Origin of the sequence: Actinoplanes sp. NBC_00393 (assembly GCF_036053395.1) — a bacterium.
GTDB lineage: Bacteria > Actinomycetota > Actinomycetes > Mycobacteriales > Micromonosporaceae > Actinoplanes.
The window spans coordinates 6,995,137-7,009,079 of the sequence record NZ_CP107942.1 but is presented as its reverse complement, the minus strand read 5'-3'; the positions used below and the strand labels follow the sequence as shown (position 1 = coordinate 7,009,079).

14 protein-coding genes are annotated in these 13,943 nt (G+C 70.8%); 10 read left to right on the top strand and 4 right to left on the bottom strand.

Going from position 1 to position 13,943, the window contains the following annotated elements; all coding sequences use genetic code 11:
* The 4 genes from dapB to OHA21_RS32380 all read left to right on the top strand — a co-directional run bounded on the left by dapB (position 1) and on the right by OHA21_RS32380 (position 3,001).
* Positions 1–750 carry a 4-hydroxy-tetrahydrodipicolinate reductase gene (dapB, locus tag OHA21_RS32395; protein WP_328461394.1) on the top strand — a complete coding sequence of 250 codons (750 nt, stop codon included), beginning with the start codon at positions 1–3 and terminating at the stop codon, positions 748–750.
* 39 nt (positions 751–789) lie between these two features.
* Positions 790–1,227, top strand: a complete 438-nt coding sequence (locus OHA21_RS32390) for a hypothetical protein (RefSeq protein WP_328461392.1) — start codon at positions 790–792, stop codon at positions 1,225–1,227.
* On the top strand, positions 1,224–2,063 hold the full coding sequence (locus OHA21_RS32385) for an MFS transporter permease (protein ID WP_328461390.1): 840 nt from the start codon (positions 1,224–1,226) through the stop codon (positions 2,061–2,063). Before OHA21_RS32390 ends, OHA21_RS32385 begins: the two co-directional genes overlap by 4 nt.
* 392 nt (positions 2,064–2,455) lie before the next feature.
* Entirely contained in the window at positions 2,456–3,001 is a 546-nt protein-coding gene (locus OHA21_RS32380; protein WP_328461388.1) for a winged helix-turn-helix domain-containing protein, read from the top strand.
* A gap of 337 nt (positions 3,002–3,338) precedes the next feature.
* On the opposite strand, the gene OHA21_RS32375 is transcribed toward OHA21_RS32380, so the two are convergent.
* Positions 3,339–3,743, bottom strand: a complete 405-nt coding sequence (locus tag OHA21_RS32375; protein ID WP_328461386.1) for a thiol-disulfide oxidoreductase DCC family protein — start codon at positions 3,741–3,743, stop codon at positions 3,339–3,341.
* Positions 3,744–3,747: 4 nt separating this feature from the next.
* Positions 3,748–4,311, bottom strand: coding sequence for a GNAT family N-acetyltransferase (locus OHA21_RS32370; protein WP_328461384.1), 564 nt, complete (start codon positions 4,309–4,311; stop codon positions 3,748–3,750).
* Positions 4,312–4,353: 42 nt separating this feature from the next.
* Here OHA21_RS32370 and OHA21_RS32365 point away from each other — a divergent pair, with 42 nt between their 5' ends.
* The 5 genes from OHA21_RS32365 to OHA21_RS32345 all read left to right on the top strand — a co-directional run bounded on the left by OHA21_RS32365 (position 4,354) and on the right by OHA21_RS32345 (position 10,388).
* The gene (locus OHA21_RS32365) at positions 4,354–5,595 is read left to right on the top strand and encodes a winged helix-turn-helix domain-containing protein (RefSeq protein WP_328461383.1); all 1,242 of its coding nucleotides are present in this window, start codon (positions 4,354–4,356) and stop codon (positions 5,593–5,595) included.
* Entirely contained in the window at positions 5,592–6,125 is a 534-nt protein-coding gene (locus OHA21_RS32360) for a DUF2752 domain-containing protein (RefSeq protein ID WP_328461381.1), read from the top strand. The genes OHA21_RS32365 and OHA21_RS32360 overlap by 4 nt, the downstream gene beginning before the upstream one ends.
* A 26-nt stretch (positions 6,126–6,151) precedes the next feature.
* Positions 6,152–7,045, top strand: coding sequence for a 4-hydroxy-tetrahydrodipicolinate synthase (gene dapA / locus OHA21_RS32355; RefSeq protein WP_328461379.1), 894 nt, complete (start codon positions 6,152–6,154; stop codon positions 7,043–7,045).
* Between the two features lie 13 nt (positions 7,046–7,058).
* Positions 7,059–8,747 (top strand): ribonuclease J, encoded by a 1,689-nt coding sequence (locus OHA21_RS32350; RefSeq protein WP_328461377.1) that lies wholly within the window; start codon positions 7,059–7,061, stop codon positions 8,745–8,747.
* Between the two features lie 87 nt (positions 8,748–8,834).
* The gene (locus tag OHA21_RS32345) at positions 8,835–10,388 is read left to right on the top strand and encodes a S1 family peptidase (protein ID WP_328461375.1); all 1,554 of its coding nucleotides are present in this window, start codon (positions 8,835–8,837) and stop codon (positions 10,386–10,388) included.
* A 109-nt stretch (positions 10,389–10,497) separates the two neighbouring features.
* Here the strand turns inward: OHA21_RS32345 and OHA21_RS32340 are convergent, their stop codons facing one another.
* Positions 10,498–10,920 carry a YbjN domain-containing protein gene (locus tag OHA21_RS32340; protein ID WP_328461373.1) on the bottom strand — a complete coding sequence of 141 codons (423 nt, stop codon included), beginning with the start codon at positions 10,918–10,920 and terminating at the stop codon, positions 10,498–10,500.
* An 86-nt stretch (positions 10,921–11,006) separates the two neighbouring features.
* Here OHA21_RS32340 and OHA21_RS32335 point away from each other — a divergent pair, with 86 nt between their 5' ends.
* Positions 11,007–13,499, top strand: coding sequence for an FtsK/SpoIIIE family DNA translocase (locus OHA21_RS32335; RefSeq protein WP_328461371.1), 2,493 nt, complete (start codon positions 11,007–11,009; stop codon positions 13,497–13,499).
* Here the strand turns inward: OHA21_RS32335 and OHA21_RS32330 are convergent.
* A complete protein-coding gene (locus tag OHA21_RS32330; protein ID WP_328461369.1) occupies positions 13,450–13,929 on the bottom strand; it encodes a DUF3291 domain-containing protein in 480 nt (159 codons plus the stop codon). The genes OHA21_RS32335 and OHA21_RS32330 overlap by 50 nt on opposite strands.
* Positions 13,930–13,943 lie beyond the last annotated feature (14 nt).

Genomic DNA, 13,943 nt, shown 5'->3' with positions numbered 1-13,943 from the left:
GTGACTGAAGCTATTCGTGTCGGTGTCCTCGGTGCCCGTGGCCGGATGGGCCTCGAGGTCTGCAAGGCGGTCGACGCCGCCGACGACCTCGAGCTGGTCGCGATGATCGACCAGGGGGACTGGCTGTTCAACGCCTCCGACGCGGGTGCCCAGGTGCTCGTCGACTTCACCAGCCCCGACGTGGTGATGGACAACCTGCACTGGGCCATCGAGCAGGGCATCCACGTGGTCGTCGGCACCTCCGGCTTCACCGAGCAGCGGCTCGACCGGGTGCGCGGCTGGCTCGCCCGCAAACCCGAGGCCGGCGTCCTGATCGCGCCCAACTTCGGGATCGGCGCGGTGCTGATGATGCAGTTCGCGGCCCGTGCGGCCCGCTACTTCGACTCGGTCGAGATCATCGAGCAGCACCACCCGCGCAAGCTCGACGCGCCCAGCGGCACGTCGATGCACACCGCCAAGGTGATCGCCGAGGCGCGGGCCGCGGCCGGTTGCGCCCCGATGCCGGATGCGACCAAGGAGGAGCAGCTCGGCGCCCGCGGCACCGACATCGACGGGGTCCGCGTGCACTCGATCCGGGCGGCCGGTCTGGTCGCACACCAGGAGGTGCTGTTCGGCACCACCGGGGAGACGCTGACCATCCGGCACGACTCGCTGGACCGGTCGTCGTTCATGCCCGGAGTGCTGCTGGCCGTGCGCAATGTGGTCAAGCGCCCGGGTCTGACCATCGGCCTGGACCCCCTGCTCGACTGACCCGTCTATGTGAAGGAAGGGCCCGGCTACATTGTCGCGGTGACTGAACTGACGACGACCGGCCGGCGGGTGCGGGTCCTGGCGACCATCGCCGTCTTCACCCTGCTCCTGGCCGGGACCTTCTTCGGCCAGGACGACCACTTCCCGTTCGGCCCCTTCCGGATGTACTCGACGTCGCCCGACCCGAACGGCGACGCCAAGGACACCCGGGTCGAGGGTGTGGACGAAACCGGCCGGACCGTCGTGATCAACGAGGCGAACAGCGGGATCCGGCGGGCCGAGATCGAGGGCCAGCAGGCCGACTACCAGGCGGATCCGTCCCGGCTGAGCCGGATCGCCGAGGCGTACGCGGAGCACACCCCGAACGCCCCGGCGCTGCGCGAGGTGCGGATCGTCATCCGCTGGCACGGCATCGAGGACGCCCGCCCGACCGGCACCCACCGGGACGAGATCATCGCGGATTGGATCCGGCCGTGAACACTGTCACCCGCTGGCTGACCGAGCCGGTGCCGAAGGGGCGGATCGCGTCCTTCCGTACCCTGGTCTATCTTTTCGTCGCTCTTGACCTGGTTGTCTTCACGCCCTGGGTGCGGTCGCACGCGAACACCCCCGGCGACCTCTACGAACCGCTTTTCATCGGCCGTCTGCTGCCGCTGCCGACGCCCGGCCCGCTGCTGGTCAACGGCATCTTCTGGGCGCTGATCGGGCTCTCACTGGCGGCCGCGAGCGGACGCGCGCCACGCCTGCTCGGCTGGCCGGTCTTCCTGCTCTACTTCGAGTGGATGATCATCGCGATGAGCTACGGCAAGGTCGATCACGACCGGGTCGGTCTGCTCGTCGCCCTGGCGGTGCTGCCCACGGTCGGCCGCGCCCGGCACGGCGACCGGACGCTGACCGAGGCCGGCGGCTGGGCACTGCGGGTCACCCAGATCGCGGTGATCTGCACCTACTTCCTGGCCGCGATCGCCAAGCTGCGGTTCGGCGGCCTGGAATGGGTCACCAGCGGGGTGCTCGCCCAGGCGATCATCCGCCGCGGCACCGAACTGGCCGACCTGATCGCCGGCGTCCCGTACCTGCTCATCCTGGCGCAATGCGGCATCATCGCGTTCGAGCTGCTCAGCCCACTGATCTTCGTGGTGCCGCCGCGCTGGCGCGGCTGGGTCGTGGCGTTCTTCTACTCGTTCCACGTGATCACGTTCTCGACGATCACCATCTCGTTCGCGCCGCACCTGGTCGCGATGGCCAGCTTCCTGCCGCTCGAGAAACTGCGGCTGCGCCGCACGGTGGAGACCATGCCAGAACGCACCGGCTGACTTTTCGGTACGGGTGTGGCCGTTCCCGCCGATCGTGACCGAACCCGCTCTCCCACGCGAGCCGGCAGCGGTGCCGGCCCTCCAACGCGGCCGCCGGGCGTAAGCATTTCTCCAGCTGGTCAACCGGGCTGCTCCCGGGCCACGAGAACAGCCCTCACCACCAGCCGGATCGTCCGGCTGGCTCACAGGGCTGTCTGCGAGACCCGCAAACGACCGTCAGGGCCAGCTGGATCTGTCTGGCTGGCTTCCGGGGCTGTTTGTGGGCCTGGGAACAGCCCTCAGGGGCAGCTGGACGGAATGCTTACTGAGCTTCTGGAGTCGGGGTCACTCTCGTGTCCACATCGTCGCTTTGAGTGATTCCAGGCGGTATGGGTCTCGTGTCTAGTTAGGGCATGCGATACGGGGACGGGGGCGGGGTCGGTCCGCAGCAACGCGCTCGCCGCGAACAGGTGCGGCGGCAGGCGGCGCGGATGTTCGCGGCCGGTGCGAGTGCGCCGCAGGTCGCCGCCGAGTTGGAAGTCTCGGCCAAGTCGGCGTACGCGTGGCGGCGGGCCTGGCTGGCCGGCGGTGAGCACGCCCTGACCTCCAAAGGTCCGCCGGGCCCGGACCGCAAGCTGTCCGAGGCGCAGGTGCAGAAACTGATCCGCAAGCTGGACGAGGGCCCGGCCGCGGCCGGCTGGGACGAGGACCAGCGGTGGACCCTGGCCCGGGTCTGCACGATGATCGGCCGGATGTTCCAGGTCACCGTCAGCATCGCCACGGCGTGGGAGCTGCTGCGCCGTGCCGGCTACACCCCGCAGCAGCCGATCGCCCGGGCCGCCGAACGCGACGAGCAGGCCATCGAACACTTCACGCGGTATCAGTGGCCGGCGGTAAAAGAGTCGCGCGCAGGCTGGGCGCGTGGATCTGCTTCGTCGACGAGTCCGGCATCACGCTGAGACCAGCCCGGGCCCGGACCTGGGCCCGGCGAGGCACCACCCCGATCGTGACGGTCGCCGGCCGCGGCGGCCGCAAACTGTCCCTCGTCGGGCTCGTCGCCTACCGCGCCGAACACCGGCCGCGGCACCAACGACCTCCTCCACATCGTCAAGAACCGGCTCAAGCGGATGCAATACCGGCCCACACTCGCCCACGGATTCCTCGCCACCAGCGGCCTGGCACCACCCTGACCCCAACCCCGAAAGCTCAGTAAGCCCGGCGGGGGCGCTGGGGCCTGGAGGGGCTGCGGGATCGCGTCGTGCGGCGGTACCCGGGTAGTTCGTACCGCTGCGGTTTCTAGCTCTCCGGGGCCGCCTGGGGCCGGCGGTTCTGCGGCACCGCGCAAGCAGCTGTCCCGCCGGGCATGAGGTGGCGGTGGTCGGCGACCCACTGGTAGGCCGGCCAGGCCGCGGCGCGAATCGGCCGCAGCCCGAGAGCTGAGCCGGCGACCGACCAGATCCGGCCGGCGTCGCGCAGCAGCAACGCGATCGCGTCCGGGCCGGCGGCGGTGGCGCCGTCTGTGCCGACCCACTGGACCGCCGCCTCGCACTGTTCGACGGTGAGGCCGAGGGCGGGCAGGTCGGCGAACTGCCACGGGATCACCGTGGCCCGGGTCGGGATGCGGCGCTCGATGAACTGGGCGCACGAGGTGCAGAAGGAGCAGTCGCCGTCGTAGACGAAGGTCGGCTGATTGTTCGTCACGATCTCATTCTCCGTCGATCGCCACGTGCAGCCGGAGTTGGGGTACGAGCAGGTCGTCCACGTCCAGCGCACGGCCGGCGCCGTCCGGTTCCCAGCCGGTCGAGCCGAGGAACTTGCGCATCACCTCGTCGGCCTCGTAGACCCAGGCCACCGCGGTGCGGAAGCCGTCGTCGCGCCAGTTGTCGACCGCGGCGGCGAGCAGGCGGCTGCCGTGCCCGCGCCGGCCCCAGCGGGGTTCGATCAGCAGGTCGGTGACGGCCGCCACGTGCTCCGGCAGCGGCTGCTCCTCGGGGGCCAGCGCCTGCTCGTCGGCCGGCCCGGAGGCGGCGAACCCGACCACGTTGGTGGCGGTCTCGCCCTGTTCGACGGCGATCAGCACCCGGTGGCGCGGCGTCGGTGGCGCGGTGATCGCCTCGGTCCAGCCGCGAGCCAGATAGCTCTCGTCCAGGTTGGCCAGCACGTGTGCCGGGAACATACGCCGGTAGGCGGTGCGCCAGGTGGAGAGCTGGATGCGCGCGATCTCTTCCGCGTCCTCGGGACGCGCGGGACGGACGAAGCCGAGAGCCATGGCGGCAACTTTGTCATACCCCTGACCTAACCTGCTTTCACGATGGCTGCCGTTGAGAAGATCTCCGTCGCCCAGGCCCGCCGGATCACGCTGGCGGCCCAGGGTTTCACCGACCCCAAGCCGGGCGGTGCCACCGACCTGCGCCACCTGCGCCGGGTGCTGCGCCGGCTCCATCTGATCCAGATGGACTCGGTCAATGTGCTGCAGCGCGCCCATTTCATGCCGCTCTACAGCCGTCTCGGGCCCTATCCGGCCGGGCTGCTGGAGCGGGCCGCCTACCGCAAGCCACGCGAGCTGTTCGAGTTCTGGGGGCACGAGGCCTCGCTGATCCGCAGTGATCTGCAGCCGCTGTTCCGCTGGCGGATGGCCCGGGCACACGAGCTGGCCTGGGGCAACATGCGCCGGATCGCCGTGGAGCAGCCCGATCTGGTGGCCTGGGTGCTCGACGAGGTCCGTGGCCAGGGCCCGATCACCGCCGCCGAGATCGAGCACGACGCCCCCCGGACGAAGGACCACTGGGGGTGGAACTGGTCGGTGGTGAAACAGGCGCTGGAGTGGCTGTTCTACACCGGCCAGGTGACCGCCGCCGAGCGGACGACCTCGTTCGCCCGGCGCTATGACGTGCCCGAGCGTGTCCTGCCGGCCGCCGTGCTCAACGCGCCGACCCCGGAGCCGGCGGAGGCTTTCCGTGCCTTGGTGGAGCTCTCCGCCCGGGCGCTGGGCGTCGCCGCCGAGCCGGAGCTGCGCGACTACTTCCGGTTGCCGCTCGCCGAGTGCCGCGCCGCGGTCGCCGAGCTGGTCGAGGCCGGGGTGCTGCGCCCGGTCGCGGTCGCCGGGTGGAAGGCGCCGGCCTACCTGCATCACGAGGCCCGGCTGCCCCGGCGGGTCGACGTGGCTACGTTGATCAGCCCGTTCGACCCGCTGATCTGGGAGCGGGCGCGCACCGAGCGGCTCTTCGACATGGCGTACCGGATCGAGATCTACGTGCCCCAGCCGAAGCGGCTGTATGGGTATTACGTGCTTCCGTTCCTGCTCGGCGACCGGTTCGCCGCCCGGGTCGACCTGAAAGCCGAGCGCAAGACCGGTGTCCTGCAGGTCCCGGCGGCCTGGCTGGAGCCGTCCGCCGATCAGGACGAGACGGCCGAGGCGCTCGCCGCCGAGCTGTTCCGGCTGGCCGGCTGGCTGGGGCTGGAGGCGGTGGCGGCGCCCGAGCGGGGTGACTTCGCCGGCCCGCTCGCGGCCGCGCTGAAGGCGGGTCCCCCGGGTGTACCGTGGCGCCCATGAGCACGACGAGTCTGCCCCCGTGGCTCGCCGGTCAACCCGTGCAGGGTCCCGCGGTGCCGCCGGAGTGGCTCACCTACCCGCAGCCCGACCGGCTGACCCGGTTCGCGATGCGGCTCAGCGCCCGGTCGCCGATGTGGCTCGCCCCGCTCGCCGCGCTGGCCTGCATGGGCGCCGCGGTCGGCTACACGCTGATCAGCAACCCGGTCGAGGCGGAGGCCGGCGCCGAGCCGAGCTGCATCCTGAAATTCACCACCGGCTTCCTCTGCCCGGGCTGCGGCGGCACCCGCGCCGCTTGGTATCTGCTGCATGCCAACGTCCCGGCCGCCGCCCGCCACCACCTGCTGTTCGTCTTCGCGGTGCCGTTCCTGCTGTACATGTATGTGGCGTGGGCCGGCCGGGCGGTCTTCAAGTGGAAGCTTCCACAACTCTTGATCCGTCCCGCCGTCATGATCACATTCATGGTGGTCTGGGCCGTCTGGAGCATCCTGCGTAACGTGCCGTGGGCCCCGTTCACCGCTTTCTACGTGTGACCGGGCCGTCCGATAGGTTGTCAGGTATGACGCACGACCCGCGGCCCTTCGGACGGCTGCTGACCGCCATGGTGACCCCGTTCACCGCCGACGGTTCCCTGGACCTGGCGGGCGCGGCCCGGCTCGCTGCCCACCTCGTCGACGAGCAGCGCAACGACGCACTCGTGATCAGCGGCACCACGGGGGAGTCCCCGACCACCACCGACGCGGAGAAGGACGCGCTGCTGCGGGCTGTGGTCGACGCCGTGGGGGATCGCGCCCGGGTCGTGGCCGGTGTGGGCACCAACAACACCGCCCACACCATCGAGCTGGCCCACGCCGCGGAGAAGGCCGGGGCGCACGGGCTGCTGGTCGTCACGCCTTACTACAACAAGCCCCCGCAGGCCGGCGTCGAGCGGCACTTCAAGGCGGTCGCCGACGCGACCGGGCTGCCGATCATGGCGTACGACATCCCGCACCGGGCCGGCACGGCGATCGCCACCGAGACCATGTGCCGGATCGCCGAGCACGAGCGGATCGTCGCGGTGAAGGACGCCAAGGGCGACCTGATCGCGAGCTCCTGGGTGCTGGCCCGGACGGGTCTGGCCTACTACTCCGGCGACGACGCGGCCACGCTGCCGCTGCTCTCGATCGGTGGGGTCGGCCTGGTCGGCACCTCGACGCACTTCACCGGTGCGATCGCCAAGGACATGATCGAGGCGTACGAGCGGGGTGACGTCGCCGCCGCGCTGACGCTGCACCGCCAGGCGTTGCCGCTGTTCACCGGCATCTTCCGGTCGCCCGGGACGATGCTGGTGAAAGCCGGGCTGAACGCCCTCGGACTTCCCGCCGGCCCGGTCCGTTCGCCGCTGGTCGACGCGGGTACTGAGGAATTGAACCAACTGCGCCAGGACGCCGCCGCGGCCGGCATCGTGCTCTGACAGGAAGAGGCGAATGAGTCAAGCTCACACGGAGCTGGGTCCGCCGCCGCCGCTGCCGGAGGGCGCCCTGCGCGTCGTCCCGCTCGGTGGGCTCGGCGCCATCGGCCGGAACATGACGGTCTTCGAGTACGACGGGAAGATCCTGGTCGTCGACTGCGGGGTGCTCTTCCCCGACGTCGAGCAGCCGGGTGTCGACCTGATCCTGCCCGACTTCGCGCCCATTCTGGACCGGCTCGACGACATCCAGGCGATCGTGCTGACCCACGGTCACGAGGACCACATCGGCGCGGTGCCGTACCTGCTCGCCCACAAGCCGGACATCCCGCTGGTCGGGTCGGAGTTCACGCTGGCGCTGGTCGAGGCGAAACTGGCCGAGCGGCGCCTGGATCCGTACACACTGACGGTCCGGGAGGGCCAGACCGAGCGGCTCGGGCCGTTCGAGTGCGAGTTCTTCGCGGTCAACCACTCCATCCCGGACGCGCTGGCGGTCGCGGTGCGTACGCCGGCGGGCCTGGTGCTGCACACCGGTGACTTCAAGATGGACCAGGTGCCGCTGGACGGGCGGATCACCGACCTGGCCGGGTTCGCGCGGCTCGGCGCCGAGGGCGTCGACCTGCTGCTGTCGGACTCGACGAACGCCGAGGTGCCCGGTTTCGTCACCCCGGAGCGCGACATCGGTCCGGTGCTCAGCTCGATCTTCGGCAAGGCGCGCGGCCGGATCATCGTGGCCAGCTTCGCCTCGCACGTGCACCGGGTGCAGCAGGTGATGGACGCCGCCTGGGAGTACGACCGGAAGGTCGCCCTGATCGGCCGTTCCATGGTCCGCAACATGGGCATCGCCCGTGACCTGGGCCTGCTGCGCATCCCGGAGGGCCTGCTGGTCGGCCTGGACGAGGCCACCCACCTGCCGCCCGACGAGATCGTCTTCATGTCGACGGGTTCGCAGGGCGAGCCGATGAGCGCGCTGGGACGGATGTCCACCGGCGACCACCGGCACATCACCATCGCGCCCGGCGACACCGTCGTGCTCGCCAGCTCGCTGGTGCCGGGCAACGAGACCTCGGTCTACCGGGTGATCAACCAGCTGTCCCGGGCCGGCGCCACCGTGATCCACAAGGAGACGGCCAAGGTGCACGTCTCCGGGCACGCGCCGGCCGGCGAGCTGCGTTACCTGCTCAACGTGACCCGGCCCAGCAACCTGATGCCGGTGCACGGCGAGTGGCGGCACCTGCGCGCCCACGCCCAGCTCGGCATCGAGACCGGCGTCGCGCCCGACCGGGTGGTGCTCTGTGAGGACGGCGACGTGGTGGACCTGGTCGAGGGTCACGCCCGCGTGGTCGGCCGGGTCAAGAGCCGGTACGTCTACGTGGACGGTCTGGCCGTCGGCGACGTCTCCGAGTCGCTGCTCACCGAACGCCGGATCCTCGGCGACGGCGGGTTCATCGCCGCCACCGTGGTGATCGACTCGGTCACCGGCAAGGTGGTCGGCGAACCGGTCATCTCGGCGAAGGGCTTCTCCGAGGACCCGGAGGCGTTCAATCCGGTGGTCCCGTTGCTGACCGCGGCACTGCACCGGTCCGCAGAGGACGGGATCACCGACACCCACCAGTTGCAGCAGGTGGTTCGCCGTACGGTGGGCCGCTGGGTGAACGACGCCTACCGCCGCCGGCCGATGATCGTGCCCACTGTTGTAGAAGTTTGAGGTCTTTTTCAACCATCTTCGATCCGGCTGCGTACTCCCTGGCACGGTGCCGCCCCCACGGCACCCGTGGCGGAGGGAGTTCTCCAGATGCAGCGCAGACCGATCGCCGTAGCGGCGGCGGTGTTGGCGGCGACGGGAGCAGCGGTGGCCTTCACCCTGCCGTCGCTCGCCGGCACCGAGTCCGACAGGTCGTCGTCAGCCGTGGTCAGCAAGGACGGGGACGTCGCCCCGCAGCTGCTCGCGGCGATGAAGCGCGACCTCGGGCTCGACGGCGACCAGGCGCGTACCCGGCTCGCCCGGGCCGAGTGGGCCGGCGGTGTGTCGGCGACCCTGGCCGCGCAGACCGGCGGCGACTTCGGCGGCGCGTGGCTGGCCGAGGACGGCACCACCCTCAAGGTGGCGGTGACCGACGCCGGGGCGGCTGACGACGTACGCGCCGCGGGCGCTGTTCCGGTGCTGGTGAAACGCAGCGAGGCGCAGCTCGACGAGGCGAAGACGAAGCTGGACGAGGCGAACTCCAGCCCCGACGACGTGACCGGCTGGTACGTGGATCCGGCCACCAACAAGGTGGTCGTGGTCGCGCAGCCGGGCGCCCGGTCGGAGGCGCTGTCCTGGGCCCGGAACAACGGGCTCGCCGGCAGCACGGTGACCGTGAAGATCAGCAAGGCGCAGCCGAAGCCGCTGTTCGACGTGCGCGGCGCCGACCCGTACTTCATCAACGTCGGCGGCGGCCAGGCCCGCTGCTCGATCGGCTTCTCGGTGGAGGGCGGGTTCGTCACCGCCGGGCACTGCGGCGCCGAGGGGGCACAGACCACCGGCTTCAATAACGAGGCGCAGGGCACCGTGGAGTTCTCGGTGTTCCCGGGCGAGGCCGACATGGGCTTCGTCGCGGTGAACGGGGACTGGACGCCGCGCGCCGTGGTCAACGACTTCCGCGGCAACGAGCTGCCGGTCGCCGGTAACACCGAGGCGCCGGTCGGTGCCGCGGTCTGCCGGTCCGGCTCCACGACCGGCACGTTCTGCGGCACGATCCTGGCCAAGAACCAGACGGTCCGGTACCCGGAGGGCGCGGTCACCGGGCTCACCCGTACCGACGTCTGCGCCGAGGGCGGTGACTCCGGTGGGCCGTGGCTCTCCGGCGACCAGGCCCAGGGCATGACCTCGGGTGGCTCGGGTGACTGCACGGTCGGCGGCGAGACGTTCTTCCAGCCGCTCAACGAGGTGCTGGCAGCGCAGAACCTGACCCTGGTGACCAGTGGTGGCGGCGAGGCCGCTCCGCCGCCGGCCGAGGAGCCCGCACCGCCTGCCGAGGAGGAGAACCCGGCGTCGGCCTGCGACAGCCTTCCGGTGCAGCGCGACGGTGAAATCACCCGGGCCGGCTCGGCGCAGGCCCAGCCGAACGGTGGGGCGTACCGCTCCCGGGCCGGCACCCACACCGCCTGCCTGGACGCTCCCGAGGGGGCGGACTTCGACCTGGCACTGCAGCGGCTCAACAGCCGGGGCCAGTTCCGTACGGTCGCCCAGTCCACCGGTGCGGGCGACAAGACGCTGAGCTTCACCGGCCGCTCCGGCACCTACCGCTACGTCGTGGTGGCGTCGGCGGGCACGGGCGCGTACTCGCTGGGCTTCAACGTCAGCTGATGGCGATCGGTGGGCCGGGTGTGGAAGCCACCCGGCCCACCGCTGCCGGGTCCGCAACCTCCGCCCGGCCAGGTGACCGAGGCCCGGTACGGGGTCGGGGCTCTCGTTCCTACGAGGGCCCTGATCCCGTTTTGAGCTCGCCCAGCGCCTCGCCGAGCCGGCAGCCGGTCGCGATCCCGCAGAGCAGCACCTGGTCGAGCTGTTCCGGCGTCACGCCGTGCTCCCAGTCGCTGGTGACCTCGCCCACGACGACCGCGTTGCCCTCGTCGGTCACGTGCACGTACGCCTTGGGCCAGAGCTGGTCACGGTTCCACGTGTTGCAGAACTCGTAGAGCTTCGGGATGTCGTCGACCGAGAAGACGTGCTGCATCATCGCGCGTACCTGAAGGATCTCCTTCCGCTCCCCGAGCCGGAAGAAATAGATGAGATTCCCCTGGAAGTTGCCGGCGATGTCGTCGTCCGCATCGACGAAGTACGCGAAGCCCCGCGCGTCCAGCGCCGCTTTGATCATGTCGTTGCTGAGAGGGTGCACCCGGAAATGGTAAATGCCTGGAAAGCGAGAAGCTGTCACGGTGCGCCTTCTCGGCGGATTGGGCCCGCCCGGCTACGGTGACATCCATGGCGGGCCGTACTCCTCCGGCGAGCCGGGGCCGCGCCGCGTCTGCGTCGCGCGGCGCCGCGGTCAACCGTGCCCGGCAACCGGCGCGCAAACCGGCTGCCCGTAAGCCCGCGGCCCGGCGTACGCCTGTCCGGAGGAAGAGCAACACCGGAGCGGCCGTGGGCCGCGGTATCGGCGCGCTCTGGATGGGCCTGGCGCACAGCGTCGGCTGGGTCGCCCGTGGCGCCGGCCGGCAGGCCGCCAGCGCCCGCAACATCGGGCCGGAGCACCGCCGCGACGGCGCCGGCCTGCTCGTTCTCGGTTTCGGCATCCTGATCGCGGTCGCGCTGTGGGGCCGGGGCGCGGGCCCGGTCGGCCTCTGGCTGGCCGACGCGATCCGCCTCTTCCTGGGCAGCCTCGCGGTCTTCCTGCCGCTGCTGCTCTTCTACGGCTCGGTCCGGTTGATGCGCGAGCCGGCCGACCCGGAGCACCAGGGACGGCACCTGGTCGGCTGGTCGGCGATCCTGGTGGCCACCGCGGCCCTGCTGCACATCTCCGGGCAACCGGCAGACGATCTGGCCCTGGACGAGGCGGGCGGGCTGCTCGGCTACGGGATCGGCGGGATGCTCGAGCGGGCGGTCACCGCCTGGGTGGCCGTACCGTTGCTGGTCCTGCTCTTCGTCTTCGGTCTCTTGGTGATCACCGCGACGCCGATCGCGAAGGTCCCGGAGCGCTTCCTGCTCCTGCTCGATCTGGTGAGCGGGCGTTCGCGGGCGACCCGCCCGGCTGCCGAGGTCCTTCCGGAGGACGAGGACGAGGAGGCGCCGGCGAAACCGCGCCGCCCGGCTCGCCGGCGACAGGGCGCGCTCGCGGAGCCGGAGCCGGATCCGGCGCCGCTGCCGGTCGAGCCGCTGGACGACTTCGATCAGGAACTCATCCTGCACGACACCATCGCGCTGCCGAAGGTGCCGGCGACCCGGAAGAAGCCGCCGGAGCACTCGCCGCTGCCGACCCGCGCGGAGCAGCTGGAGATCTCGGCGGTCAAGGGCGACTACCGATTGCCGCCGCCGAACCTGCTGGGTGCCGGCGCACCGGCGAAGGCCCGCAGCCGGGCCAACGACGAGATCATGGCCGCGCTCACCGGCGTCTTCGACCAGTTCAACGTGGATGCGGTGGTCACCGGCTTCACCCGCGGCCCGACGGTCACCCGCTACGAGGTCGAGGTCGGCCCGGGCGTCAAGGTCGAGCGGATCACCCAGCTGTCCCGCAACATCGCGTACGCGGTGAAGTCCCCGGACGTGCGGATCCTCAGCCCGATCCCGGGCAAGTCCGCGGTGGGCGTGGAAATCCCGAACACCGACCCGGAGAACGTGTCGCTCGGCGACGTGCTGCGCTCCCGGGCGGCCACCGCCGATCACCACCCGATGCTGGTCGCGCTCGGCAAGGACATCGAGGGCGGGTTCGTCGTGGCGAACCTGGCGAAGATGCCGCACATCCTGATCGCCGGCGCGACCGGCGCGGGTAAGTCCAGCTGCCTCAACTCGCTGCTGGTCTCGCTGCTCACCCGGGCCACGCCGGACGAGGTACGCCTGCTGCTGGTCGACCCGAAGCGGGTGGAGATGACCGCGTACGAGGGCATCCCGCACCTCGTCACGCCGATCGTCACGAACCCGAAGAAGGCCGCGGACGCCCTGGAGTGGGTGGTCCGCGAGATGGACATGCGCTACGACGACCTCGCCGCGAACGGGGTCCGGCACATCGACGACTTCAACCGCAAGGTCCGCAACGGCGAGATCAAGGCGCCGCCGGGCAGCGAGCGGGAGATGAAGCCGTACCCCTATCTGCTGGTGATCGTCGACGAGCTGGCCGACCTGATGATGGTCGCGCCGCGCGACGTGGAGGACTCGGTCGTCCGGATCACCCAGCTGGCCCGGGCCGCCGGCATCCACCTGGTGCTGGCCACCCAGCGCCCGTCGGTGGACGTGGTCACCGGCCTGATCAAGGCGAACGTGCCGTCCCGGCTGGCCTTCGCCACCTCGTCGCTGGCCGACTCCCGGGTCATCCTGGACCAGCCGGGCGCGGAGAAGCTGCTGGGCCGCGGTGACGGTCTCTTCCTCCCGATGGGCGCCTCGAAGCCGACCCGGATCCAGGGCGCCTGGGTGGACGAGAAGGAGATCTCGGCGGTCGTCAAGTTCTGCAAGGACCAGCGCGAGCCGGAGTTCCGTGAGGGCGTCACCGAGGCGCCGCCGAGCAAGAAGAAGGAGATCGACGAGGAGATCGGCGACGACCTCCAGGTGCTGATCCAGGCGATCGAGCTGGTGGTGACCAGTCAGTTCGGCTCGACGTCGATGCTGCAGCGCAAGCTGCGGGTCGGTTTCGCCAAGGCGGGCCGGCTGATGGACCTCATGGAGACCCGGGGCATCGTCGGCCCGTCCGAGGGCTCGAAGGCCCGGGACGTGCTGGTCAAGCCGGACGAGCTGGAAGAGGCGCTGGCTGCCCTGCGGGTGGACTGAACACCTGCCGGAAGGTGAAGGCCTCCGCGGTCGGCCCCTGCGCGGCGAGCCGCCCGAGCCGGGAGATGCCCTGCCGTAGCGTGGGGCGGCGGCCGGCCGGGATCCACCACAGCACCAGCGAGACCGAGTGCTCGTGCGGCAGGAACCACTCCCGGCGCCGGCGCAGGTAGTCGAGATGCTCGCTCTGATACGCATATGCCCGGAGGTCCTCGACCGACTCCCAGACCGAGAGCGTGAAGATCGTCCGCGGGTCGGCAAGGGAGATGGTGCCGTCCCCGTTCTCCCCGATCAGCCGCCACACGAAGCCCGGTGAGCGGTCGGCCAACGCGTTCATCCGCTCCAGGCCGGTCACGAACTCGGCCATCGACGGGTCTTCCAACGGGGCTCGGAGGCGGGCGCTGTTGATCTGGGCCAGGTGGAAGTCGGTCATGGGCTCAGCTCACC

Excerpts from the sequence above, each read along its gene's own strand:
- OHA21_RS32380 (WP_328461388.1), top strand. The coding sequence starts at position 2,456 with ATGCGATACGGGGACGGGGGCGGGGTCGGTCCGCAGCAACGCGCTCGC.
- OHA21_RS32370 (WP_328461384.1), bottom strand. The coding sequence starts at position 4,311 with ATGGCTCTCGGCTTCGTCCGTCCCGCGCGTCCCGAGGACGCGGAAGAG.
- OHA21_RS32365 (WP_328461383.1), top strand. The coding sequence starts at position 4,354 with ATGGCTGCCGTTGAGAAGATCTCCGTCGCCCAGGCCCGCCGGATCACG.
- OHA21_RS32360 (WP_328461381.1), top strand. The coding sequence starts at position 5,592 with ATGAGCACGACGAGTCTGCCCCCGTGGCTCGCCGGTCAACCCGTGCAG.
- dapA (WP_328461379.1), top strand. The coding sequence starts at position 6,152 with ATGACGCACGACCCGCGGCCCTTCGGACGGCTGCTGACCGCCATGGTG.
- OHA21_RS32350 (WP_328461377.1), top strand. The coding sequence starts at position 7,059 with ATGAGTCAAGCTCACACGGAGCTGGGTCCGCCGCCGCCGCTGCCGGAG.
- OHA21_RS32345 (WP_328461375.1), top strand. The coding sequence starts at position 8,835 with ATGCAGCGCAGACCGATCGCCGTAGCGGCGGCGGTGTTGGCGGCGACG.
- OHA21_RS32335 (WP_328461371.1), top strand. The coding sequence starts at position 11,007 with ATGGCGGGCCGTACTCCTCCGGCGAGCCGGGGCCGCGCCGCGTCTGCG.
- OHA21_RS32330 (WP_328461369.1), bottom strand. The coding sequence starts at position 13,929 with ATGACCGACTTCCACCTGGCCCAGATCAACAGCGCCCGCCTCCGAGCC.